The sequence below is a fragment of the Undibacterium sp. Xuan67W genome (assembly GCF_049340165.1).
Lineage (GTDB): Bacteria > Pseudomonadota > Gammaproteobacteria > Burkholderiales > Burkholderiaceae_D > Undibacterium.
This window is the reverse complement of the sequence record NZ_JBMPPN010000003.1, coordinates 1-24,995: the sequence shown is the minus strand read 5'-3', so window position 1 is coordinate 24,995 and position 24,995 is coordinate 1. Positions and strand designations below refer to the sequence as shown.

Below are 24,995 nucleotides of genomic sequence, written 5' to 3'. Positions count from 1 at the left end.
ACCAAATTAGTGCAAATACTGTTTTTACTTCGTTACAAAAATAATTTAGCGAAAACCCAATTCGCCGAGCTTTAATTGTGATCATTCAAGCAATCTGCCGCCCAGCCTTCCACACGCCCAAAATCACCGGGAAGTTCTCAATCAATCTTACACGGATAAAATCGGCTCTTAAACCGTTTGCAATATCACCACGATCATGTAAGCCCAATAAGGTCGCTGGATTACTTGCTACTGTGGCAATGGCTCTTGATAACGAAAATCCTTGGCTTTGCAGCAAAAATGCGGCATGCAGCAGGCTGGCGGGGACGTAATCTGACGATAAAACATCGAGTAAACCGTGTTTGGCCAGTTCGACAGCGGACACATTGCCTGAATGCGAACCACCGCGGACGACGTTGGGTGCGCCCATGATAATTTTTAGTTTGTGCTGATGTGCGGCTCTGGCGGCATCCATGGTGGTGGGGAACTCCGACATGGTTACGCCTTCTTCGACACCTTCGGTGACGTGCTCTATCGTGGTGTCATCATGCGTTGCAAGAGGAATGGGGTGCGGGGATTCCCGGCAGAGGCGTACGACCTCGCGCCGGTTTGTCGCTGCGTTTGTTTGTTGCCGCTCTAGTAAATGATCGAGCATACCGTCGACCTTTTCATTACTCCAGCCACGCTTACCTGTGACATAGACACGGTAATGATGCATATCTGTCCACTGGCGCTGACCTGGCGTATGGTCCATCAATGACACCAGCTTTAGACGATCATCTTTTAAAAATGGACTGAACAGGGAAATCAAATCCGGCTCAGCCAATTCCAGTCGTAAATGTAAAAATGATCCGCACGCAACATGCCTGCGTCGGCTGCGGTGCGTAGTCCGGCGATACTGGCGTGCAGTGTTTTCATCCGCATACTGTCAGTGTCAATATCACCGACAGCGATAGCATCGAGCACAGTCGTGATGCCGGACGCCGCAATCTGCGCGTCATGTGCAGCGATTGCAGGCAAAATCGGCCAGCTGACTTTGGGTCGTGGCATCAGATGTTTTTCAAGGTTATCGGTATGAATCTCGACCAGACCGGGCAAGAGATAATCGCCGCCCCAATCAGTGCCCGTCAGCCCCTGATGACCTGAGGCGACATCATGGATGTAGCCATCCTCATAGGACATCTGACCTAAAAATTCATCATTGACAGTAACGATCCTGGCGTTGCGTATGGTGTGTATCATATTGTTCTGGTCATCGATTTACGCGGATACAGATCAGCTTGTAAAAATCTGAAGCCAGCCTTGCAGCCTTATACAAGCTCAGGTTTGTGCTCAGATCAATTCTATGGGGCTGAAACAGAACCATTCCGCCAACCTGTCAGCGCCTAGCTGGAAGCATGTTGTGTCAGTCCTGTTTGTTATATAAATATTTTGCTCAAAAGCATAGCATGCGCCAATGACTCCCGAATTAACTTCCCGTTATGCTGTGTATTTCAGCCCTGAACAACAGTCGCCCTGGTTCAGTGCTGGCAATTCCTGGCTAGGCCGAGATGCGGAAACTGGCAATACACTCGCGCAGCCGCAAATAAATCATATTCCCCTTCATCGATTCAGTGAACTCACTGCCAGCCCACGGCGGTACGGATTTCACGCTACGATGAAAGCACCATTCCAGCTCGTTGCCGGAGCAAGCGAAAAGGATCTGTTCGCTCAGCTCGCGTTATTATGCAAGCATGCTGGCGCGATCACCATTGCGCATCCTCGTCTGCAGATGCTGGGAGATTTTTTAGCGATTCAGGCGGACGAACAACAGGATGAAATCGCTGCGCTGGCGCAAGCCTGCGTCCTACACTTTGATTCCCTGCGCGCCCCGATGACGGATGCCGAATTACGGCGTCGCCGGCAATCCCGCTTAAGTCAACGTCATGAGGAGTTATTGCTGCGCTGGGGCTACCCTTACACTGAAGAAGCCTACCGCTTTCACATGACGCTGAGCGACTCTCTTGCACAGGTAGAAGCAGATACAGTTGCGCGGTTACTGAATGCGGCGGAACGTCATTTCAATATCTCTGCACCGATTGAAATAAATAATTTGAGCATCTTCAAAGAAGACGCACCGGGGGCTGCATTTAAGCTGATACACCGGCGTCGTTTTTAGTCATGCTGACGCTTGAACCAGCCATGCATCCACATCGGGATGCGGATAATTTGCAGAAATAAAGTTCACGAAATTTCTTACTTTGGCCGACAGCAAACGGCGGCTTGGGTAAACCATGGAAATTGAGACCTCACCCAAAAGATATTCCGGAAAAATTCGTACCAGACGACCACTGCTGAGATCATCGCCAAGCATGACTGATGGACGTAATACCAAGCCCATGCCAGCTACCGCACACTCTCTGAGGATGTCCGCATTATTAGAGATAACGCAGCTATGAATCGGGATCTGCTTGGGCGAGGCTGGTTGCCCACGAACGCCCTGGATTGCCCAGTTGTCGCGCATAAAATCATAGCCAAAATTCAGGCATTTATGATTTGAAACATCTTCGGCATTTTTAGGTGCACCGTATTTTTTAATGTAATCCGGTGAGGCACATAGCAGCACTTCAGACGTCACCAGTTTGCGGGCGATCATGCTGCTGTCGATTTTTTGCAGATCGAGAAAAAATCCTATATCAATCCCCTCCTCGACAAGATCGATATTTCTATCCGTGACCCGCACGTCGAGAATGATGTCGGGAAATTCTTTGGCAAATTTGGGAATAAGCGGGGCCAGCTGGCTTCGGCCAAAACTCGGATGCGAATAGATGCGCAAAGTCCCGCTGGGCTTTTTTGCAGAATACGAGGCAACCGCATCGGCATCGTCAATGTCGGCCAGAATTTGCCGCACACGCTCCAGATAAATTTGTCCCGTCTCGGTCAAAGACAGCTTGCGGGTCGTCCGGTTCAGCAAGCGCGTACCCAGATGCGTCTCCAGATCCGCCATGTAGCGGGTCACCACGGCATTCGACATTTCCATCGCAATCGCCGCTCTGGCGAAGCTGCCTTGCTCGACGACCTTAGAAAAGATCCGCATGGATTGTAGTCTGTCCATATTTCAAGCCCTTTATTATTCCACATTCAGCAATAGTATATTCCTGATTACCACCTTTTTTGTTCAATCCGAAAAGCCTACACTGTGTACATCGGTGTGCAGTGCAACATAAATAGCGCACCGATGCCGAACCCGGAGGCGTATTGCAGTTGGCATCGGAAGTGATGGCATCTCACTTCTCATGCAAATTGAATACCTGATGCGGACGCCGGCCAAACCGCCCTTTATCATTAATTTTCTGGAGAATGACCATGAACGCTAAACAAATTTTTGCTGCTGCTAGCCTGATCGCTTTGACAACTGGCGCCGCTTTTGCTGCTGACACTACACCAACATCAACCAAAACCCGTGCTGAAGTCGTTGCTGAACTGGCGCAGGCACGTGCTGCTGGCGAACAAATCGGCGGTGAAGAATTCGCTTGGTTTGCAACACCAAAAACAGTTGTAGCTAAAACAACAACAGAACCAAAAACTGAAACAGCAACTGCACCTAAAGCAAAATCTGCCAGCACAACAGAGTAAATCTGCTGACTGATGCAGGCCCGTCTGGCGACCAATTGACCAGATAAACAGCTCTGCTGCGATGCACACAGAAAAACGCCACCCTCGTGGCGTTTTTTTATTTCTGTACGCGACGCCAACGGTGAAGACTCAGGCCGCACGGTATCAACCGCTGCAATAAGGCATCAATTATTTATAAAAATATATACTCGAGGAGAGTATTTTTTAAATTCTCTTATAATCATTGCGGATAAAGGCCTATTTCACTCAAACAATAGGGGAGTATATAAAATTCTCTGGTAACCAGAGAGAAATAAGGCGATAAAACAGACATCAATTCGGCAGCGACTGTCGTATTAGAGTCCGCAACCTATCCACAAGCTATCCACAGTCAGCCGCTCTTGTGTATTCTTGCCCCACACAACCACTCTGAGCGATATGATGCCCAACCAACACTACCCCAAGCTACTCGCCCCGCTGGATCTCGGTTTCACCACCCTGCGCAACCGCACCATCATGGGATCAATGCATACAGGGCTGGAGGACCGATTTTATAACTATCCAAAACTCGCTGAATATTTTCGTGAAAGAGCCCGCGGTGGTGCTGGCTTGATTGTCACCGGCGGTATTTCGCCCAACCGGCGCGGCTGGCTGCTGCCCTTTGGCGGCACGATGAATAGCCTGGGCGATATCTGGAACCACAAAAAAGTCACCCGCGCCGTGCATGAAGAAGGCGGCAAGATCGTGATGCAAATCCTGCATTCAGGTCGCTATGGTTATCAGCCTTTCGTGGTATCAGCTTCGGCAAAGAAATCACCCATTTCGATGTTTCAGCCCAAAGCACTGACCGAAAGCGGCATCGAAAGCACCATGCGCTCGTATGTACGCTGCGCCAGGCTGGCCCAAAAATCTGGCTACGACGGCGTTGAGATCATGGGAAGCGAAGGCTATTTACTCAATCAATTTCTATGCGCACGTACTAATCTGCGCAAGGATCGCTGGGGTGGCAGCATTGAAAACCGTATGCGTTTGCCGGTCGAGATCGTGCGCCGTGTACGCGCTGCCGTTGGCAGCAATTTCATCATCATGTACCGCCACTCGATTCTTGATCTAGTCGAAGGTGGCAATAGCTGGCAAGAAGTGGTCGAAGTCGCACAGGCGCTGGAGCAAGCCGGTGTCACGATCCTCAATACCGGCATTGGCTGGCACGAAGCACGCGTGCCAACGATCGTCACGTCGGTGCCTCGCGCCGCATTTGCCAGCGTTGCAGGCCGCTTGAAAAAAGCCGTATCGATTCCGGTCGTCGCATCTAACCGCATCAATATGCCGGATCAGGGCGAAGCCATCATTGCGCGTGGCGATGCCGACATGGTCTCCATGGCACGACCGTTTTTGGCCGACCCGGAATTTGTCAATAAAGCGGCTTCGGGCCGGGCCGATGAAATCAACACCTGTATCGCCTGCAATCAGGCTTGCCTCGATCACACATTCTCAAATAAACGAGCCTCCTGCCTGGTCAATCCTCGCGCCGGACATGAGACCGAATTACGCTATGTCAAAACTACTAAGTGCAAACGCGTTGCCGTCATCGGCGCAGGACCTGCAGGCTTATCGGCTGCGACTGTTGCCGCCGACTGTGGTCACGACGTAACCCTGTTCGATAGCAGCGACAGCATTGGAGGTCAATTTAAAATCGCAATGCAAATCCCAGGTAAAGAAGAGTTCGCTGAAACACTGCGCTACTTCGACAAAAAAATCGCCTCGACCGGCGTCAAGCTCCAGTTGAATCAGCGCGTCAGCCGTGAACAATTACTGACACAAGGTTTCGACGACATCATCGTCGCCACTGGCATCATACCGCGCACGCCAACACTCGACGGCGTCAATCATCCCAAGGTCCTGTCCTACATCGACGTCCTCGTCCACAAAAAACCCGTAGGTAAACGCGTTGCTATCATCGGCGCAGGCGGTATCGGCTTTGACGTTGGCGAATACTTATTGCACGACCCCGCCGTCGCCTTACCTGTCTCTCTGCCACACTGGTTCGCCGAATGGGGTGTCGATCCGCAAGCACAAAGCAATGGCGGACTGATCGCACCGGAACCGGCACATCCGTACCGCCAGATTTATCTGCTACAGCGCAAAGCTAGCAAGGTAGGCGCAGGCCTGGGTAAAACCTCAGGCTGGGTACATCGCGCGACTTTGCAACGTAATGGCGTCGAAATGATGGCGGGCGTTGAGTACGTCAAAATCGACGATAAGGGCTTGCATATCACGGTCGGCGGTGAGGCGCGCCTGCTCGAGGTTGACAACGTTATCCTGTGCGCAGGACAAGAGTCACTGACAGAGCTGATGCCGGACAACATCGCTGAGCAAGGCCCGCGCTTTCATAAAATTGGCGGCGCGGCACTGGCGTCTGAACTCGATGCGAAACGGGCGATTAAAGAAGGGGCAGAATTGGCGGTTAGTTTGTAAACGACTGTGGGATCAGTGCAGGTCAGTGACGCCAAGAACTGACCTAGTTCCGTTTGAAGACGTCCGTTTACCACTATAAATCGACCACCCTCACCTTCGGCTCCTCTCCTATCCTGTCTCGCATGCGAGATGGGAGAAAAAAATAAGTGGCTGCCAGACTACTCACGGTTTATCACCACAGAGCGACTACGCATCAGGGGCCAAGGATCACGACGGCTTAGGCTTAAGCGGATACCGCGGATGCTACAAAGGTCGCCCCCATCGCTTCCCGCGATGCATCTGCGACAATCCGACGCAGCCACTGCACTTCGGTCGCGGCATGCGAACGCTCATGCCAGAGCATGAAGAAGCGCATTTTTGGCATCTCAACTGGCATCGGCAATACCGCAATCGGATATCGTCCGACAAAATGCATGGCAAAACTGCGACTCGTAGTGAAGATCAAATCGGTGCGCGCCAGCACGTCTGGCACCATACCGAAATACGGAATCGTCATTTGAATATGGCGCTTTAAACCCTGTTCTGCCAGAGCGCTGTCAATGATGCTGCGGTGTCCCATCATGTAGGGCGTAGGCGCCAGATGTGGCATCTCCAGATAGTATTTAAGCGACAGTCCTTTTTTCACAATCGGATGCTGATGATTGACCATGCAGACCAGCTCATCTTCAAATAAATGCGCGAGATGCAGGTGCGGCGGCTGTTCCGGCCAGTTACCGATCACACAATCCAGCTCGCCTGTTTCTAATGCCGACGCGTAATCAAATCCGACATTAAGTGTGTGAATCACCAATCCTGCATGCGGTGCCTGACCGCGGATTTTTTCCATGATGAGAGGGATCAGCAAGACACTCAGATAATCCGGCGCTCCCAGATGAAATACTCTTTGCGTTTGCGCCGGGACAAAACTCGGTGCCGGATGCGCGATACTTTCTAAGACACTCAGGCCCTGTTTTGCGAGCAGCAATAACTCCTCGCCGCGCTCGGTTGCCGTCATGCCATTTTTACCGCGTACCAGAATCGCGTCACCGGTGATCTCGCGCAAACGCTTGAGCATATTACTGATCGCGGGTTGTGACTGCCCCAGTTTCATCGCCGTGCGTGTGACACTGCGCTCGGTCAGCAAGGCATGTAGTACGCGCAGTAAATTGGTGTCAAGATGATCGCTGGGGCGGTGACTCATGATGGGATCAATAGTGAGATTAAGAGTAAAACTAATAAGCCGAGGCGACATCACCGTCGACAAAAACCCGGAGTTCGCCCGGCGCAAACTGCGTCCAGGTTTCGTTATGGGTCAGTGGCTCCGTGACGATGACCGCAACGCGGTCTTGCGGTGTCGTGACCTCAGAAAAATCCACGGCAACGTCTTCATCCGACAGACTGGCGGTGGCAAACGGATATTTTCTGACGATGTAATGTAACTTGGTTGAGCAATGCACAAACAGTGCCTCTCCGTTTGACAGCATCATGTTGAAGGTGCCGTACTGCGCAATCTCAGTCGTAATGATACGGAGAAAATTGGTCAGCTCGGCCATTGAGGGCAAGGTGTCGCCAAACCGGCGACGCATCTCTTGCAGCACATAGCAAAACGCCTGTTCGCTATCGGTAGTGCCGACAGGACGATATGCGCCATCGAGTACGGGTGCAAAATTTTTCAGGTCGCCGTTATGCGCAAATACCCAATAACGCCCCCAACATTCACGCACAAAGGGATGGCAATTTTCCAGCGTCACCTGACCCTGGGTCGCTTTGCGGATATGGGCGATGACATTTTTAGACTTGATCGGATAACGTTTGATCAGCTCGGCGATCGGTGACGCGACAGCAGCCTGATGATCAACAAAATGGCGCACGCCATTGCCTTCAAAAAAGGCGATGCCCCAGCCATCTTTGTGTTCATCGGTGCGGCCACCGCGTGTGGCAAACCCCGTGAAGCTGAACACGATGTCGGTCGGGGTATTGCAATTCATTCCTAGTAGCTGGCACATAGAGTTTAGGTATTCGGGCAATGCTGCTATGCATAATATTCAAGCTTAGCATCATTGCGCCGTGCCGACTACGTGGAGACTACTGAGTCTTAGCCGATTGCCGCTACCACTCGCGAATTGTGGTGTTGCTATATCCGGCATCAAGACGAATATCACTTTCGCTGAAAGGCAGCTTCAGCCAGTTTTTCGCCGCATAGCGGTCCGTATAGTTAGCGGATCGGACAGAGGCAGGATCGTCGGATAAAGAGAAGGTGAGAAAAGTATATGCATCGACCCCGCTGCCGGTGAAAGACACCACCTGCATATAGCTGTTGCCGTTGGGGTTCCCGTCCATGGTATAGCCGCCTTGATCCAGACGGTTTTCGGAACAGGCAACAGTGAAGTAGCCTGCATTTTCGCAGCCACCAAATAAACCTATCTTGCGTTGATTGCGGGTCACAAACAGCGTATCACCACGCGCAGCATTCATCGCGTAACCGCTGTTCTGTATGCGCAGCACAGCAGCGCCAAAGGCTTGTTGTAAGACCTGCGCATTCACAGGATTGATATCACGGGGCGTGTGAATGGGATCGGCTGGATTGAACTGAACTTTGTACAACTGCGCCTCCGGCAGTAAAGAGGCGCGTCGCCAGAACTCGTCCCAGACATGTGCGCCACGGGCGCCGGGATTACCGGTATTGTCCCAGGCGGATAAAGCGGCACAGGCGCTGCTCAGACTGACGGCAGTTGATGGCAGGCTCTCACCAGTTTCAGGATCTGCGCTAATCGTGACGCTGGATGTCGCACAAATCAGGGGCAAGACTTGGGCCTTGAATAATTCGGCGGTCAGCACACGGCTATTCAGTACCATTTGTTTGACAATATCGACGCTGGCTTTATTACCCGTATAAGCGTCAATACCATCAAGTCTGCCTTGCGCCATCGTGTGGCCAAGCCGTGTGCGCATGCTGAGTGACTCCGTACCGGCGCTGCCGATGATGTCGGCAAAGCCTGTCAACGGAGATTTGGGATTGGTACTCCAGTAGCTGTCGTTCATGTTGGCGACATAATCGTTGCGCAGCAGGCCAGGCAATCTGGCGACACCGAACGCGCCTCGTTGTGCGGAGTCGGCATCGGTTTTCCAGTCGCAAGTGCTGCGGGCACCGTCGAGAAAAGGTACGCGGGGCAAATAGGCTGCCAGCGCCTGTCCAGTCGGCGTCGTGCAGCTCGCAGCCTGGGCATTGCTCACGTTCGGCACCGCTCCCATGTCCGCATACCATGCCTTGCTGGAGCCACGGCCAATCGCGGTGGTATTGACCCACGGTGTCGCGAGCTCTTCTTTCTGGATACGGATAAAGTCATCCAGCGATTGCGCCTGATTCCAGCGCATCCAGTTACGGAAGCTGTGATAGTTCGTTGCGTTGATATCGCGGATTGCAAAAGCCGTCGCCGGGTTCCAGGTTAGTGCCGGATTCAGCAAACCCAGATTCAGGAGCGGTCCGTATTCGCTACGGTACAAGGTGCGCCTGACCACGCCAAGGCGACCATCGGCCTGCCTGACGCTGACCGAGATGGTATTCGCTGTCATGCGTACTTTTTTACCGTCTTTGATATAACTGGTGGTATCGCCGTTTGTCAGCGTCAATTCGTAGATACCAAAGCGACGCGCGGTCGACACGGTATGCGTCCAGGCGACATTGTCGTTAAAGCCGATCAGTATTACGGGCACGCCGAGAAAGGAGGCACCGCTGACATTCAACTGACCCGGGATCGTTAATTGCGCCTGATAAAACCGGTCGCCGCCACGCCAGTACCAGTGTGGATTACCGAACAACAGAGGACTATTCGTTGTCACAGATGCGCTGCCATAGGCAATCATATTGCTGCCTACGCCCTGAGTACCGCCGACCTGCATTTGCGGCGTGATCGTTTGTTCAGGATCAAAAGGCAGAGCTGCGACGACTTTGCCCGCAGCATCAGGTGGCACTGCGCTCGCAATACTATTCACAAAATTGCTATATCCGCCTGCCAGATTCGCTGCATACATGCGGCGATACACATCGCTGGGACGAATTGGCTGCACCCAATCCGCATAACGGCAGGCGCTGTGGGCAGTATTGCTGCTGGTTCTTAGCGTGCGCAGATAGCGGTTATAGCCTGCAGCAAAACCTTGCACCATATTGCGTAAATCTTGCGGCTGCGCGCCGATCATGGAGTTCAGCACATCGCTGGTAATTACATGTTTGTGGAAAAAATCCGAGTCCAGATTCCGCGCCAACTCCAACGTCGATGCCGCTACCGGAATCGCCTCGGCACCAAGATATTTAGAACGTTCGCCACGATACGTTAAAAAGGCATCCGCCATCGTGCAAAGATTGTCTTCAGCCTGCGCATAACCATACCCATAACCAAGATCTCCCCAACTCGCCGCCTTGATGTGCGGTACGCCCAGACCGGTGCGGCGAATATCGGCCTGATAATTTCGCCTGCTCACAGCATCAACATCATCCCCCGTAACACTCTGGGCGAATGCTGATGTCGTCAGCGACATTAATGACACCACGGACACTAACGACAGCACAGGGGTCATTACGATTCCAAACCTCATCCAGCGTAAGCTCATCTTCACTCCTTGTTGGTCGTACAAAGAAACGGAACAAAACACCGGATGAACAGAAACAGCAATCGGCTATTCCGTAAAGTTAAAATTATTGAAATACATTATCAACAAGTAATATGTTTTGTGCAATTAATAATTATTAAGCAAGTGGCAGGAATGAAGATACTCTGATAGAGCACTTCGCAATATTGGAGCGGGTTTCCAAGCTTTTTAGCCTGAAAACCCACGCCAATATTGCGGATTACATTAAGGATGTTTCTATAAAACTTTAATAGAGATGCGACGCCAGCCGCAAAACATGGCAATACCTGCGACGTGATGCGCTCGGGTATGGGATTTTTAGAAGTTCACGGGAAGATGTTGATACGGCGGTCGCAGAAAATACTACAACGCCGGATCAAGCAGAAAAAATACGACTTACTTACCTATACAAAAGCGCGAAAAAATCACACCGAGTAAATCATCGGAGGTGAACTCCCCCGTAATGCTGTTCAGGCGGTCTTGCGTCAGTCGCAGTTCTTCGGCAAAAAGATCGAGGGACTGGTCGTTTTGTGCCGCGTAGTCGGCGGCATTTTGTAAATGTTCATGCGCTTGTTTCAGAGCGACCAGATGACGTTCGCGTGCCAGATAGAGCGATTCACCGGTCTGCTGCCAGCCTGCGATGCGGAGTAATTCTTTGCGTAGCAGGTCAATCCCGAGATGGTCCTGCGCTGACAGATACACATGAGTGGCGTCATCCATTTCATCGACACTGGCGTGATGGCCGGACAAATCAATTTTGTTCCAGATACGTATGACCGGTACCTCATCGGGAAACCGGGCGACGATGCCTTCATCAGCCCGCGTCGGTCCGCGGCTGGCATCAAGCAAATGCAGGATCACATCGGCCTTACTTACCTCGGCCCAGGTGCGCTCAATACCAATGCGCTCAACGGTATCGATAGTACTGCGATGTTCGTCTGGATGCAGCTCATCATCGTCATGGCGGATACCAGCGGTATCAATGATATTCAGCGGAATACCTTCGATATGGATGGTTTCAGTCACTTTATCGCGGGTTGTTCCTGCGATCGGCGTGACGATGGCGACGTCGTCACCGGCCAGCGCATTCAGCAAAGACGACTTGCCGACATTCGGTTGTCCGGCGAGCACCACGTTCAACCCTTCACGCAATAAGGCTCCTTGCGCGGCCTGCTGAAATACGGCTTGCAGCGCTGCCTGTATTGCCGTGAGCTGACCACGCGCGTCTGATTTTTCTAAAAAATCGATTTCTTCTTCCGGAAAATCGAGCGTCGCTTCAACCAGCATGCGCAGGTGAACGACTTTTTCAACCAGTGCATGAATCACTTTGGAGAACACACCGGACAAGGACTGCGATGCGGATTTTGCCGCGGCCTCAGTCGATGCCTCGATCAGATCAGAGACAGCTTCCGCCTGCGCCAAATCGAGTTTATCGTTCAGAAAAGCGCGTTGCGTAAATTCGCCCGGTTGCGCCAGCCGCAATCCCGCCTCTTTACCGGCTTCGAGGCAACGCGTTAGCAACATTTGCATCACCACCGGGCCGCCATGTCCTTGCAGCTCCAGTACATCTTCACCGGTGTAGGAGTGCGGTCCTTTGAAATAAATCACAATACCCTGATCAATCACGCTGCCATCCGCTTGCGTAAATGGCAGATACGTCGCATGACGCGGCGTCAACGGCTTGTTCTTTAATAACCTGGCAAACAAGGCACTGACGATAGGTGATAAATCCTTGCCGGAAATACGAACTACGCCAATACCACCGCGCCCGGGCGCCGTTGCAATCGCGGTGATCGGTGTGTTGTCGTAGTTGTTAAGCGATGTACTGTGTTGGTTCATGATGAAATTCTAACCCTGCACACAAATGGCGCAGAAAAATTGTCAGGCTTGTGACTCAAATGCTACATAAACAGCACAGTCTGACCGTGTCGAAAAAAAAGCCCATGATCTGCATGGGCTTTTTAAAACTCAGTTTGCTGCGTGTTATTGCTTATCTTGTTGCTTATCTTGTTGCATACCTTATTGCTGATTTTCTGCTGATGTCGCTGCTGACATCTGCAGCGACAACATGCTTACTTCGCAGCCACCTTGTGTTCTGGCGGAATCAGCTTGTTATTGATCACCCATTGCTGCGCGATCGACAAGATGTTGTTCACGACCCAGTACAGCACCAGACCCGATGGGAAGAAGAAGAACATGACCGAGAACATCAACGGCATGAACATCATCATCTTGGCTTGCATAGGATCCGCAGGTGCCGGATTTAACTTGGTTGTGATGAACATCGAAATCGCATAAATCACCGGCAGGATAAACCAAGGATCAGGTGCTGTTAGATCTGTGATCCAGCCCATCCATGGTGCACCGCGCATCTCAACGCTGGCTTGTAATACCCAGTACAGGGACAAGAAAATCGGCATCTGGATCAAGACGGGGAAGCAGCCACCGAGCGGATTGATTTTCTCGGTTTTGTACAATTCCATCATGGCCTGATTCATTTTTTGCGGATCGTTTTTATAGCGTTCGCGTACTGCGGTCATTTTTGGCGTGACTACTTTCATCTTGGCCATACTGCGATAACCAGCAGCCGACAGTGGGAACAGTGCGAGCTTGATCGTGAGTGTGAACACGATGATCGTCCAGCCCCAGTTACCCAGTAGCTTATGAATCAATTCCATCAAGGCAAACATTGGCTTAGCGATAATGGCGAAATACCAGTAATCTTTAACCAGATCCAGACCAGGGGCAATTTTTTCTAACTTGTCTGATTCTTGCGGACCTGAATACAGACGGGCGTTCAGGCTTGTTGTCGCGCCTGGCGCAATACTTCCCATGGACAAGATATTGCCGACTGCATACAAATTGGTATCGACCTTTTTCGTGAAAATCTCACGTGCTGTTTTGTCTTGCGGAATGAAAGCGGAGACAAAGAAATGCTGAATCACGGAGACCCAACCATTGTCGGATTTCGTCGCGTGACTGTCTGAACCTTTTTCAATTTTTTCGAAATCGAGTTTCTGGAAGTGCGCATCCTCGGTGTACACCGCTGGTGCGTAGAACTCGGTCGAACCACTCAGCATACCGCCGCCTTGAGGCTTGGTACCATCATGTATCAATTGCAGGTACAGCGATGGCGTAATGGCGGCGGCCGTGTTGTTGGTCACGTCATGTTTGACATCAATCACATAGTCACCCTTTTTGAAGGTGTAGGTCTTGATCAGTTTAACGCCGTTCAATTCTGATTCGAGCACCAGTTGTACCTGATTGCCGCCGTCCAGACTACGTGGCCCTGGTTTTGCGACGAAATTTGTTTTGTGGTTAGGGAATGTGCCACCGAGCAAACCTGTCTGTGCCAGATAGGTACGCTGCGCTGTTTCAGTGAACAGCACAATGTTATTGGTCGCAACCGGTACTTCTTTTTTGCCCGCAAGTTCAAGGAAAGCGTCATACCAGTGTTCGCGGTGGACGGTTTCTTTGTATTGCAAGAGTTCCAGACGCTTCAGCTCACCGCCCAGACTGTCGATGTCTGCCTTGAACACATCAGTGGTCACGGTAAAGACTTCGTGCTTGGTCGCACTATCCGCACCGGCACCCGCGCTACTTGCAGCAGCGGCAGGCCCAGCGGTGTTGGCAGCCGCAGCAGCAGTGGCAGATGCCGAAGCACTGGCACTAGCGTTCTTGCTCTGTTGCGTTGCTGGCGAAGGGAATAAAAATGATTGTTTGCCGTTATGACGCATCCAGTTGTCCCAAAGGATCAACAGCGACATCGAGAAAACAACCCACAGGACGGTACGTTTGATATCCATAGTGTGTTTAACAGAGAGATTTAAAAGAAGAACCAGAACGTTTTGACCAGGTCAGCAAACTGCGACTGTGAGCGGAACGTCCGTCGGATGTGGGGATGAATCTATATTTTTCAGATTTTTCTGACGCTTGCGGCGCTTTTTGTGGCACCAGATCCACGCCACCCGGATGCCAGGGGTGACATTTGCACAAACGCTTGCCTGCCAGCAAACTGCCTTTAGCGGCGCCATGTTCGCGAATCGCTTCTGCTGCATAGTCCGAGCAACTAGGATAAAAGCGGCAATTTTGTCCCAGCATGGGACTAATCGCGAATTTATATACCCGCAGCAAGAGCAGCAACAAGGATTTCACGGGATTCATCATGGTGCTAGTGGCGCTAATGAAGGTCGCATCGGCTGAGCAGACAATTGCTGCGCAGCGAACAGACGTACAATTTCAGCTCGCAACTCTTGCTTGAGGCGAGCTGTCGTCGCAGGACCAGACTTTGTATTGACTGGCTTGGACAAACGCACAATACAATCCACGTTCACCAGCGACGAACAGCGAAAAATTTCTCTGGTGACACGTTTAATCGTATTACGCGTCACTGCACGCGGCGCAAACCGTTTCGCTGCGACCACACCCAATCTGGCATTCGGCAGATCGTTGGGTCTTGCATACAAAACAAAGTGCGCGGTTCTTTGTACCGGGCGCAAACGAAAAACGGATGAAAATTCATCCGTTTTAACGATGCGCCGAGCGCGTGCAAAATCATCGCTTGCGTTTGCTGGTGTCATTGCATTGAGCATAATAGAGTCATGCCAATTCATGCCACCAACCAACGCTGCCGCTGATTATGGCTTGATGGATCAAGCTGCCAAACGCTTGCGGCCTTTGGCACGACGTGCGTTCAATACAGCGCGGCCGCCACGGGTTGCCATGCGTGCGCGGAAACCGTGAGTGCGCTTGCGGCGAACGACGGAAGGTTGGTAAGTACGTTTCATGTTGGTCTCGCTATTTGAGCAAATAAAAAATCGGAATTACGGGTAAAGGCTTAAGTTAATTCCTACGTCAGGCTTTTCACCTTTACTGCCCCAAAACCGCTGCTCGGTGTGCTGCATCTAATTCAACAACAATGCACCATCAACTAAAAGAGGGTAGGGAACCCTGAATTAGACACCATTTTTGGCTTACGTGTCAATCACTTAGCACATTTTTTCATCATGTCATAGCCACTACTGACAAGCAATCAGCAGGTCTTTTACCTCATTTCATAGCAAGACCTGCTACTAACACGGACAAAAATTAAGTACACAACAGCAACACGTGGCCGCAAAGCCAGTTTTATACCGGCCTCATAAATTTACTGCTCAGCCTGTGGATAACTCTGGCTGGCAAGGGTAGAATAGCGGATTAGTGTGGCATGACTGATTTGCACTAACGACAACATTTTAAATAACACCCAAGGTCTTGTTTATCTACTCCAGAGTTGCCTTCGATTGACCGAAGCCCATCCAAACGTAGCTTGTTGCCGTTCCAGTCCGCGTGTCAGTCTCATTCCATGTCTCAATCATACGTGTCGTTGTTGTCCCAGTTTAGTCACCGGGATACTCACTCCGGTGCGGATGATTTTGAAAGGGAATCACATCAGCATCGAACATAAGTGAATACATGGAAAATTTCTGGCAAGCCTGCTCGTCCCAATTAGAGCAGGAGTTAACGCCGCAGCAGTATAGCGCCTGGATCAAACCGCTAGCTCCGCTCGATTTTGAAGACGGCCGGCTGCGTATTGCCGCGCCTAACCGTTTTAAACTTGACTGGGTAAAAACCCAGTTCGCTGGCCGCATCACCGAACTTGCCGCCCAGTTCTGGGATGAACCGATCGATGTGCAGTTCGTACTCGATCCGCGCGGCAATAAAAAACCTGCCCCAAGCGGTCAAAATGGTAGCTCGTCGAATGGATCAAACCACCGCGAATTATCGCAACACGACGATGTCTCCGGGCACATGCCTCAGCACATGCCAGAGCCTGTTGCCGAACCAACGCCGCGTCGTGACCAAAGCCGTATCAATGTCGATCTGACCTTTGACAGCTTCGTGACGGGTAAGGCCAATCAATTGGCACGCGCTGCTGCGATTCAGGTCGCGAATAACCCTGGCGTGTCCTACAACCCGCTGTTTTTATATGGTGGCGTAGGTCTGGGTAAAACGCATTTGATCCACGCGATTGGTAACCAAATCCTAGTCGATAATCCTAATGCGCGGATTCGCTACATCCACGCGGAGCAATATGTGCGCGACGTAGTGACGGCGTATCAGCGCAAGGGCTTTGATGAGTTCAAGCGCTATTACCATTCGCTCGACCTGCTGCTGATCGATGATATTCAATTCTTTGGCGGCAAAAGCCGTACGCAGGAAGAATTCTTTTACGCGTTTGAAGCATTGATCGCCGCCAAGAAGCAAATCATCATCACCAGCGATACGTATCCAAAAGAAATCACCGGCATGGATGATCGCCTGATTTCGCGTTTTGACTCCGGCCTGACCGTCGCAATTGAACCACCGGAACTCGAAATGCGCGTCGCGATTTTGCTGAAAAAAGCGCACTCCGAAGGCGTACATTTTTCCGATGACGTCGCCTTCTTCGTCGCCAAGCATCTGCGCTCAAACGTACGCGAACTCGAAGGTGCGCTGCGCAAGATTCTGGCGTACTCGCGCTTCCACGGCAAAGAGATCACGATCGACGTTGTCAAAGAGGCGCTGAAAGATTTGCTGTCGGTGCAGAACCGCCAGATCTCGGTCGAGAATATTCAGAAAACGGTCGCCGACTTTTTCAACATCAAAGTTGCTGACATGTATTCAAAAAAACGTCCGGCCAATATCGCCAGACCGCGCCAGATTGCGATGTATCTGGCCAAAGAATTGACGCAAAAGAGTTTGCCAGAGATTGGCGAATTGTTTGGCGGGCGCGATCACACTACGGTCTTGCACGCAGTCCGCAAGATCGCAGCGGACCGCGGCAAGAACCCGGAATGCAACCACGAGTTACACGTACTAGAGCAAACCCTAAAGGGTTAATGAAATACGTAGGGTGCGCCATACGCACCGGCACATTCGATGCGCAAGCACACCCTACAAAAACCAAACAGCCCGTCAACGGGCAATTGATTATAGTAAAGCAACAAGTTAGTAAAAACGAATTGATAAAAAGTAGATTCGTAAAAATTAAATTGCATCACGCAATATTGACGCGGCTCCCAGGCCATAAATGCTCTGAGAACCGCATTAACACTGTGTAAGGCAATGCCAGGTATAAGTTATAAAAGCAATAAAGTAGCAACGATAAGAAGTTAAGTTCAGCATCCTTTATTAATTACAAATTTAGCGAGGATATACACATGCAATTGGTTAAAACCCACCGGGACACCATACTCCGGCCACTGCAAATCGTGAGCGGTATTGTCGAGCGTCGGCACACATTGCCGATTCTGGCCAATATCCTCATCCGCAAAGACGGCGAAAAAGTTTCCTTCTTGTCGACCGACATCGAAGTCCAGATCACCACGCATGCCGAAATCGGCTCTGGCGGTGACGTCACCGCCACCACGGTTGCCGCCCGCAAGCTGCTCGATATTTTGCGAGCGCTGCCGGACGACAATGATGTCGTACTCAAGCTCGACAACAAAAAAATGACGGTACAGGCAGGCAAGTCCCGTTTCTCGCTGCAAACCCTGGCGGCAGAAGAGTTCCCGACGGTTGCGCAAGCAGAGCATTTCAATGCCAGCGTCAGCCTGCCGCAAAAAACCCTGAAGCACTTGTTTAACATGGTGCACTTCTCCATGGCACAACAAGACATTCGTTACTACCTGAATGGTCTATTGCTCGTGGTCGATGGCAAAAACGTGATCGCCGTAGCGACTGACGGCCATCGCCTGGCGTTTTGTCAGGTCGAAGTCGAACAGGAATTCCCGCGTCAAGAAGTCATCATCCCGCGCAAAACGATTATCGAATTGCAACGCCTGCTCGAAGACAAAGACGATCTGGTGCAACTCGACATCGCCAACAATCAGGTCAAACTGACGTTCGCCGATATCGAATTGATTTCCAAACTGGTCGAAGGCAAATTCCCTGACTTCAACCGCGTGATCCCTAAGGGTTACAAAAACAATTTCACTCTGGGTCGCGAACAGTTACTGCGCTCGCTGCAACGCGCAGCAATCATGACCAGTGACAAGTTCAAAGGCGTGCGTTGTGTAGTCACACCAGGCAGCATGCAAATCATGTCCACCAATGCCGACCAGGAAGAAGCGGTCGAAGAAATTGAAATCGATTACGGCGGCGATAGTGTCGATATCGGCTTCAACGTGACCTATTTGCTGGATGTATTGAATAACCTGAAAGTCGATCAAATCAATATCGCTCTGGGTGATTCCAATTCATCGGCGCTGATCACGATACCTGACAACACCGACTTTAAATATGTCGTCATGCCGATGCGGATTTAAATCCCGAAGTAATACCCCGATCCCGCTTGCGGGACCGGGCTGAAGTACTTTTTTGAGTATTTTTGTTGAGTATTTTTAGCACCCTATATCAGTCAGAACAAGCAACACCCTAATACAGAAGGTAGCCATGTCCGAGAACACCCAAGACAACACAGCAACGCCATCACCAGAAAAACCAGTCACGGAATCTGCCACATCCGCTGGTTATGGCGCTTCGTCCATTCAAATTCTCGAAGGTCTAGAAGCCGTGCGGAAACGCCCCGGCATGTACATTGGCGATACTTCTGATGGCACCGGTTTGCACCACCTCGTATTCGAAGTTTTGGATAACTCGATTGATGAATCGCTGGCAGGTCACTGTACTGAGATCAACGTCACCATCCATACCGACAACTCCATCTCCATTACCGATAATGGCCGCGGCATTCCGACCGGTATCAAATGGGATGACAAGCACGAGCCTAAGCGTAGCGCCGCTGAAATCGTCATGACTGAGCTGCATGCCGGTGGTAAGTTCGATCAAAACTCGTATAAAGTGTCGGGCGGTCTGCACGGTGTGGGTGTCTCTTGCGTGAATGGTCTGTCTAAATTACTCAAGCTCACCATCCGTCGCGACGGCAAACAATACGCCATGGAATTTGTCCGTGGTGTGCCGCAAAATCGCGAAGTAGAAACTATCGACGGCGTACTCTGCTCACCGATCAAAGTCATCGGCGAAACCGACAAACGCGGTACCGAAGTTCATTTCTGGGCAGATGAAGAAATCTTCACACATGTCGAATTCCACTACGAAATTTTGGCAAAACGTATCCGCGAATTGTCCTTCCTGAATAACGGTGTGCGCATTAAATTGAACGACCATCGCACTGGCAAAGAAGAATTATTTGCCTTCGAAGGTGGCACCCGCGGTTTCGTTGAGTACATCAACAAAAACAAGAGCGTCCTGCACCCGACGATTTTTCAGGCAACCGGCGAAAAAGTTTCCGACCAGGGCACCAACATCACCGTCGACGTCTCCATGCAATGGAACGACGCCTACAACGAACAGGTACTCTGCTTCACCAATAACATCCCGCAACGCGATGGTGGCACCCATCTGACCGGCCTGCGCGCCGCGATGACCCGTGTCATCAACAAGTATATTGAAGAACACGAATACGCCAAAAAAGCCAAGGTCGAAGTCACCGGCGACGACATGCGCGAAGGCCTCACCTGCGTACTCTCCGTCAAAGTGCCAGAGCCAAAATTCAGCTCTCAGACCAAAGACAAATTAGTTTCGTCTGAAGTGCGCGGCCCGGTCGAAGAGATCGTTGCCAAGACGCTGACCGACTACCTCGCAGAAAAACCGAACGACGCCAAAATCATTTGCGGCAAAATCGTCGAAGCCTCACGTGCCCGCGAAGCAGCCCGCAAAGCGCGCGAACTGACACGTCGGAAAGGTGTCATGGACGGCCTGGGCCTATCCTCAAAGCTTGCGGATTGCCAGGAAAAAGATCCTGCTCTCTGCGAACTGTACATCGTCGAGGGTGACTCCGCGGGCGGCTCGGCCAAACAAGGCCGCGACCGTAAGTTCCAGGCGATCCTGCCACTGCGCGGTAAAGTATTAAACGTAGAAAAAGCCCGCTTTGAAAAAATGCTCTCCAGCGAACAGATCACCACCCTGATCGCCACGCTGGGCACCAGTATCGGCCCGGACGAATTCAACGTCGACAAATTGCGCTATCACCGCATCATCATCATGACCGATGCCGACGTCGACGGCGCCCACATCCGTACGCTGTTGCTAACCTTGTTCTATCGTCAGATGCCACAACTGGTGGAGCGCGGTCACATCTATATCGCACAACCACCGCTGTATAAAGTCAAAGCAGGTCGCGATGAGCGCTACCTGAAAGACGATGCAGAAGAAGCCACCTACATGATGACCGTCGCCCTCACCGGCGCAGCACTCACACCAAGCACAGGCGCAGACCCGATCTCCGGCGAAGCTCTCGGTGAACTGGTACGTCAATACAATCTGGCTAATGCCATCATGATGCGCCTTACCCGCGTTATCGACCGCGCTGCACTGACCGCCATCATGACCGGCGTCACGCTCAAAATGGACAGCGCAGAACATGCGGAACAATCCGCCCAAGAACTCACCGCCGCCATCAACGACCCAGCCGTCAAAGCCGTCGTACGCAGCGATGAACTCTCAGGCATGCTCAGCCTGCGCATAGAACGTCTGTATCATGGCAATATCAAAGTCAGCAGCATCGACGCCGATTTCGTCGACAGCACCGATTACAAAGTCCTCGAAGCCGCCGCACAGACCTTCAAAGGCCTGTTAGGCGAAGGCGCCTTCATCCGCCGTGGCGAAGGCGAGCGCATGAAAGAAATCGCCGTACAAGATTTCCACCACGCCATGCTCTGGCTGCGCGACGAAGCCGAACGTGGCGTCAGCAAACAGCGCTACAAAGGACTGGGCGAAATGAACCCAAGCCAATTGTGGGAAACCACCATGGACCCAACCGTACGCCGCCTGCTCAAAGTACAGATCGAAGACGCGATCGCCGCGGATCAGATTTTTACTACGCTGATGGGCGATGACGTAGAACCACGCAGAGCGTTTATTGAATCTAATGCGCTGCGGGCCGGGAATATTGACGTTTAATATAAAATGTCAAAACGAAAAGCCCTGCCACTTGGTTGGGCTTTTTTATTGGATATAAAATTTAAAAACAGGCAGGCCAGACACGCACTGTTCATGCGGCTTTCCAGCTATCCGGCTCTGTAAGGCGCATAAACATTGCGTAACAGACCAATACTGTTTCAAGTTTTTTTCTTTAGCGAAGAACGCCAGCGGAGGGATCATGGTAATTCAACTCGACCTAAGCTCATTAGAAAATGCCTTGCAGCGCTTGGACGAAGCAATACGAGCCTACACTGCTGATACGGGCAATTCACTGTACCGCGACGCCTGCATTCAACGCTTTGAATTCTGCTACGAGCTATCGCACAAAATGCTCAAGCGCTATCTCGAAATGGCCTCGCCCAATCCGGTCGAAATTGATGAACTGGCATTCCCCGATTTAATCAGAAACGGCAGCGAACAAGGTCTATTGCGCAACGGCTGGGATCGATGGAAAGACTATCGCAAAGCGCGTAGCATCACTAGCCACACCTATGATGAAAGCAAGGCCATCGAAGTCATGCAAATCGTACCGGATTTTTTGCTGGAAGGATTAGCCTTGCTGGCAGAGCTGAAGAAACGTGGCACGCCTGCAGCGTGAGAGAAGTGATGAAAAAACTAGCCGACAAACAACCAGGCATTGCCGTCACGCCAGAACAATGGCAAATCGTCTCCACGATTTTGCAAAAACACCTACCGGATAAAGAAGTCTGGGCATTCGGTTCACGCGCCACCCACACAGAAAAACCCTATTCAGATCTCGATCTTGCCATCATCAGCGAAACGGGTTTAACACTTAGCCTACTTGCCGCGATCGAACATGATTTCTCTGAATCGGATTTACCGTTTAAGGTGGACGTGGTGGATTGGGCCACGATTAGTCCTGCGTTTCGCGGGATTATTCAAAGTCATAGAATAAAAATCAAATGAAGATCAGAACAATTAATTTCTAACTGATGTCGAACATGTTAGTTCGCAATAGGTTTACGTATCGGCCTCTGCTTGATAAAAAGTCGATCCGACCGCAAGAACACGAATAACACATCATTGAAAAATTAAAGCCATACAATTTCAGGCAACCTCACCAGTTACCATCCCGACCGAGTCAACTTACCAGTCAATAGAGTGTCGTTGTCATGCAATTGATGCCTCTTCTCGGTTTTTCATCGAAAACAAACAGCAATTTAGTCATCTCGCTCCCCCTATCGATAACTTAAAGTTGCCGCAAATCACACAAAAAAACATGAAACAACTGGACGCAGCGTGTTCCATTGAATATTCTTAACTATTCCCATGGAACGGCGTGTCTGCGCAAAGGCTTGCGCGGCACTGAGTTCCCCGGCAACACTGCCATGCAAAGGAGAACGACATGCCCGGCATAACCTCTTCACCACAGAGCGAAGCGCTGGAACAAGGCTTACCTGCACAGCATCAAGTGCAGGACCCCGCGCTTCGGGCGCTGCTCCAGGTACGCGAGCTTGTGCGTGAACTGATGGCCTTACGTAAAGCCCTGACCGAGGCGTCGGCTCACCCAGACCCGACAGAATCAGTCAACAAAAACCAGATTAGAGAACAGATCGCAGGCCTGCTTAGCCGCATTGTCTTATTTCGCATAGCGCTCGCCGACCCGCCAGCACGGCAAGAAACAGAATCCGGCTCAGGACGGGACGACGCACAATCGGTAGCGGATCGCGCACTGCGCGGATAAGATAAAAATAATTTCCAAGAAATATCTTTCAGGAGTTGCTCATGAGTACAGAAGAAAAAACGGTCGTCTACGGAACAGAAGATCTCTTGACCAGTTTATGCAATTCGGTCACACGCGTATTGAACGTGGCGACACAAAGCAAGATTCATTATTCAGCCATGGTGCAGCGCGTAACCAAGATCGGCCTGAAACCTGACATCGGTTGCTTCGTCTTGTTTGACGGTGGATTTTCTGGTCTGGTCGTACTGAATTTTGCAGGCAACGCCGCCTTAGAAATTTATGAGAAATACATGCTGAGCATGGGCATGCCCAAGTCCGAACTCGCCTCTTCGTTCAGCTCTGACGAGGTCTCGAATATCCTAGGTGAACTGATGAACCAGATCGTCGGCGATTTCACCGGCAAGGTCCGCAGAGAACTGCAAACCAACATCACCCAGAACCAACCCAAAATGTTGGTGCTGAACAAACAAGTCATGCTTAGCGTCGACACCCCGCTAGACCGCCCCGAAATCCGCCGCGTCTCCTTCTTCACCGAAAATAACAATATTTTCTACCTAGAACTCGCCATCGACCGGACAGAATTCATTAAATTGCATGACTTCGACTCCAGCGAAATCACCGACCCAGATGCCTTACTCGACATGCAACAAGCCAGTCAGGCCAACCAATCCAACGCAACACCGCCGGCAGCTTCAGCAGGAGGTGATGATGCCAGTGATGAGCTGCTAAGGTCTTTGGGGATGTGATTGTAGATGCCCATGGCTCCACAACTAGCAGCTCGATGCTGTTGACTCTGCTCAGTGAGTGCTATTTGTCTTCGGCGTCCACTAAAGTAAGCTGCCGTTTATTTTGAAGACACCGTACACCTCAAAATTACGACATTTCTATACTCAATGCAGCCTGGAACAACGTGAGGCTCTTTAATTTGTTGAAAAAAATTCTCTCGGCAGTGCGCGGAGGACGAGATGACCAATATTTGTCTTTTGAAAAATTTAATGTAGGATGATTCGATACACCTGCCAATCTCAAAAAAACCTGCTACTGCAAGTCGCAAGCTAGCAAAGCTTAAAGGTATCAACGCTTCCCCCGAATCAGGGAATCCTCGTCGATACCTTGTTATCGAAGAAGCTAAAGACAGATCTGCCATCGAAAACATCATCACTACGCATGATGAGCCATTCAAAAACGACGTATTACCTAAGGCATTCGCTAACCCTGCCAATATGTAAATCAGCGTATCTAACATAATTGAATATAATTTCTTTGAATCACGTTTGTAGCTCAAGGTAGCCCTGGTAAATTAGAGAATTATTAGTTCGGCGTTTCGAGATATGACTACCAATTAACGAGATAAGAAATAAGTAGGATCAAAGTAGTTTATTTCTTAACTAAGACGACCTCTTTTTGATATGCTAATAAAAATATTAATAAATTTTTATGTCTCTAACTGATGACCTTATAGGAAGTTAAGAAAATTGGCCTCGAAAATCCAGAAAAAAAAGCTATCAAGAACCTTAATTGAAGCGCCAAAAGAAATGTCTTTACTGGACTTCCCCTAATTTCGTAGACAACTCTTAACTTCCAAATTGTTGTTGCTCGAAAGCTAGGGGACTCATCTGATTCAAATGACTATGTCGCCGTTTGCGATTGTAGAACACTTCGATGTAATCAA

At 50.7% G+C, this 24,995-nt stretch carries 23 protein-coding genes; 11 read left to right on the top strand and 12 right to left on the bottom strand.

The window, feature by feature from the left end; all coding sequences use genetic code 11:
- Nucleotides 1-85: 85 nt before the first annotated feature.
- Nucleotides 86-811 carry an alpha-D-ribose 1-methylphosphonate 5-triphosphate diphosphatase gene (locus ACO0LE_RS03305; RefSeq protein ID WP_422959215.1) on the bottom strand — a complete coding sequence of 242 codons (726 nt, stop codon included), beginning with the start codon at nt 809-811 and terminating at the stop codon, nt 86-88.
- Nucleotides 787-1,221: a hypothetical protein gene (locus ACO0LE_RS03300; protein ID WP_422958990.1), complete on the bottom strand. Its 435-nt coding sequence runs from the start codon at nt 1,219-1,221 to the stop codon at nt 787-789. The genes ACO0LE_RS03305 and ACO0LE_RS03300 overlap by 25 nt, the downstream gene beginning before the upstream one ends.
- Nucleotides 1,222-1,435: 214 nt before the next feature.
- Here ACO0LE_RS03300 and ACO0LE_RS03295 point away from each other — a divergent pair, with 214 nt between their 5' ends.
- Complete coding sequence (locus tag ACO0LE_RS03295; RefSeq protein ID WP_422958989.1) at nt 1,436-2,137, top strand: DUF1045 domain-containing protein; 702 nt, start codon at nt 1,436-1,438, stop codon at nt 2,135-2,137.
- Here ACO0LE_RS03295 and ACO0LE_RS03290 read toward each other — a convergent pair whose 3' ends face one another.
- Entirely contained in the window at nt 2,138-3,073 is a 936-nt protein-coding gene (locus tag ACO0LE_RS03290) for a LysR family transcriptional regulator (protein ID WP_422958988.1), read from the bottom strand.
- A 251-nt stretch (nt 3,074-3,324) separates the two neighbouring features.
- Here ACO0LE_RS03290 and ACO0LE_RS03285 point away from each other — a divergent pair, with 251 nt between their 5' ends.
- Together ACO0LE_RS03285 and ACO0LE_RS03280 are read left to right on the top strand one after the other, a co-directional pair.
- On the top strand, nt 3,325-3,594 hold the full coding sequence (locus ACO0LE_RS03285; RefSeq protein WP_422958987.1) for a DUF4148 domain-containing protein: 270 nt from the start codon (nt 3,325-3,327) through the stop codon (nt 3,592-3,594).
- 420 nt (nt 3,595-4,014) lie between these two features.
- The gene (locus tag ACO0LE_RS03280; RefSeq protein WP_422958986.1) at nt 4,015-6,048 is read left to right on the top strand and encodes an FAD-dependent oxidoreductase; all 2,034 of its coding nucleotides are present in this window, start codon (nt 4,015-4,017) and stop codon (nt 6,046-6,048) included.
- Nucleotides 6,049-6,271: 223 nt separating this feature from the next.
- Here ACO0LE_RS03280 and ACO0LE_RS03275 read toward each other — a convergent pair whose 3' ends face one another.
- From ACO0LE_RS03275 to rpmH, 8 genes are all read right to left on the bottom strand, one after another.
- The gene (locus ACO0LE_RS03275; protein WP_422958985.1) at nt 6,272-7,228 is read right to left on the bottom strand and encodes a LysR family transcriptional regulator; all 957 of its coding nucleotides are present in this window, start codon (nt 7,226-7,228) and stop codon (nt 6,272-6,274) included.
- A 31-nt stretch (nt 7,229-7,259) separates the two neighbouring features.
- Nucleotides 7,260-8,033: a class II glutamine amidotransferase gene (locus ACO0LE_RS03270; RefSeq protein WP_422958984.1), complete on the bottom strand. Its 774-nt coding sequence runs from the start codon at nt 8,031-8,033 to the stop codon at nt 7,260-7,262.
- 103 nt (nt 8,034-8,136) lie between these two features.
- Nucleotides 8,137-10,635: a penicillin acylase family protein gene (locus tag ACO0LE_RS03265; RefSeq protein ID WP_422958983.1), complete on the bottom strand. Its 2,499-nt coding sequence runs from the start codon at nt 10,633-10,635 to the stop codon at nt 8,137-8,139.
- A 414-nt stretch (nt 10,636-11,049) separates the two neighbouring features.
- On the bottom strand, nt 11,050-12,492 hold the full coding sequence (mnmE, locus tag ACO0LE_RS03260; RefSeq protein ID WP_422958982.1) for a tRNA uridine-5-carboxymethylaminomethyl(34) synthesis GTPase MnmE: 1,443 nt from the start codon (nt 12,490-12,492) through the stop codon (nt 11,050-11,052).
- A 233-nt stretch (nt 12,493-12,725) separates the two neighbouring features.
- Nucleotides 12,726-14,459: a membrane protein insertase YidC gene (yidC, locus tag ACO0LE_RS03255; RefSeq protein WP_422958981.1), complete on the bottom strand. Its 1,734-nt coding sequence runs from the start codon at nt 14,457-14,459 to the stop codon at nt 12,726-12,728.
- Nucleotides 14,460-14,466: 7 nt separating this feature from the next.
- Nucleotides 14,467-14,820 carry a membrane protein insertion efficiency factor YidD gene (gene yidD, locus ACO0LE_RS03250; protein ID WP_422958980.1) on the bottom strand — a complete coding sequence of 118 codons (354 nt, stop codon included), beginning with the start codon at nt 14,818-14,820 and terminating at the stop codon, nt 14,467-14,469.
- Nucleotides 14,817-15,233: a ribonuclease P protein component gene (locus ACO0LE_RS03245; RefSeq protein ID WP_422958979.1), complete on the bottom strand. Its 417-nt coding sequence runs from the start codon at nt 15,231-15,233 to the stop codon at nt 14,817-14,819. Before ACO0LE_RS03245 ends, yidD begins: the two co-directional genes overlap by 4 nt.
- Nucleotides 15,234-15,305: 72 nt before the next feature.
- On the bottom strand, nt 15,306-15,440 hold the full coding sequence (gene rpmH / locus ACO0LE_RS03240) for a 50S ribosomal protein L34 (protein ID WP_061535510.1): 135 nt from the start codon (nt 15,438-15,440) through the stop codon (nt 15,306-15,308).
- A 667-nt stretch (nt 15,441-16,107) separates the two neighbouring features.
- On the opposite strand from rpmH, the gene dnaA reads away from it, so the two are divergent.
- The 8 genes from dnaA (at nt 16,108) to ACO0LE_RS03200 (ending at nt 24,552) form a co-directional block, all read left to right on the top strand.
- Nucleotides 16,108-17,514 (top strand): chromosomal replication initiator protein DnaA, encoded by a 1,407-nt coding sequence (dnaA, locus tag ACO0LE_RS03235; protein ID WP_422958978.1) that lies wholly within the window; start codon nt 16,108-16,110, stop codon nt 17,512-17,514.
- 320 nt (nt 17,515-17,834) lie between these two features.
- The gene (gene dnaN, locus ACO0LE_RS03230) at nt 17,835-18,941 is read left to right on the top strand and encodes a DNA polymerase III subunit beta (RefSeq protein ID WP_422955079.1); all 1,107 of its coding nucleotides are present in this window, start codon (nt 17,835-17,837) and stop codon (nt 18,939-18,941) included.
- A 127-nt stretch (nt 18,942-19,068) separates the two neighbouring features.
- Nucleotides 19,069-21,597 (top strand): DNA topoisomerase (ATP-hydrolyzing) subunit B, encoded by a 2,529-nt coding sequence (gene gyrB, locus ACO0LE_RS03225; protein WP_422958977.1) that lies wholly within the window; start codon nt 19,069-19,071, stop codon nt 21,595-21,597.
- Nucleotides 21,598-21,796: 199 nt separating this feature from the next.
- The gene (locus tag ACO0LE_RS03220) at nt 21,797-22,216 is read left to right on the top strand and encodes a nucleotidyltransferase substrate binding protein (RefSeq protein WP_422958976.1); all 420 of its coding nucleotides are present in this window, start codon (nt 21,797-21,799) and stop codon (nt 22,214-22,216) included.
- 8 nt (nt 22,217-22,224) lie between these two features.
- Nucleotides 22,225-22,545 (top strand): nucleotidyltransferase family protein, encoded by a 321-nt coding sequence (locus tag ACO0LE_RS03215; protein ID WP_422958975.1) that lies wholly within the window; start codon nt 22,225-22,227, stop codon nt 22,543-22,545.
- A 439-nt stretch (nt 22,546-22,984) separates the two neighbouring features.
- A complete protein-coding gene (locus tag ACO0LE_RS03210; protein ID WP_422958974.1) occupies nt 22,985-23,323 on the top strand; it encodes a hypothetical protein in 339 nt (112 codons plus the stop codon).
- 41 nt (nt 23,324-23,364) lie between these two features.
- Nucleotides 23,365-24,069: a DUF3334 family protein gene (locus ACO0LE_RS03205; protein ID WP_422958973.1), complete on the top strand. Its 705-nt coding sequence runs from the start codon at nt 23,365-23,367 to the stop codon at nt 24,067-24,069.
- A 264-nt stretch (nt 24,070-24,333) separates the two neighbouring features.
- Nucleotides 24,334-24,552, top strand: coding sequence for a Fic/DOC family N-terminal domain-containing protein (locus ACO0LE_RS03200; RefSeq protein WP_422959214.1), 219 nt, complete (start codon nt 24,334-24,336; stop codon nt 24,550-24,552).
- Nucleotides 24,553-24,897: 345 nt separating this feature from the next.
- On the opposite strand, the gene ACO0LE_RS03195 is transcribed toward ACO0LE_RS03200, so the two are convergent.
- Nucleotides 24,898-24,995, bottom strand: a 98-nt coding sequence (locus ACO0LE_RS03195) for an IS3 family transposase (protein ID WP_422958693.1), incomplete at its 5' end; no start/stop codon positions are given.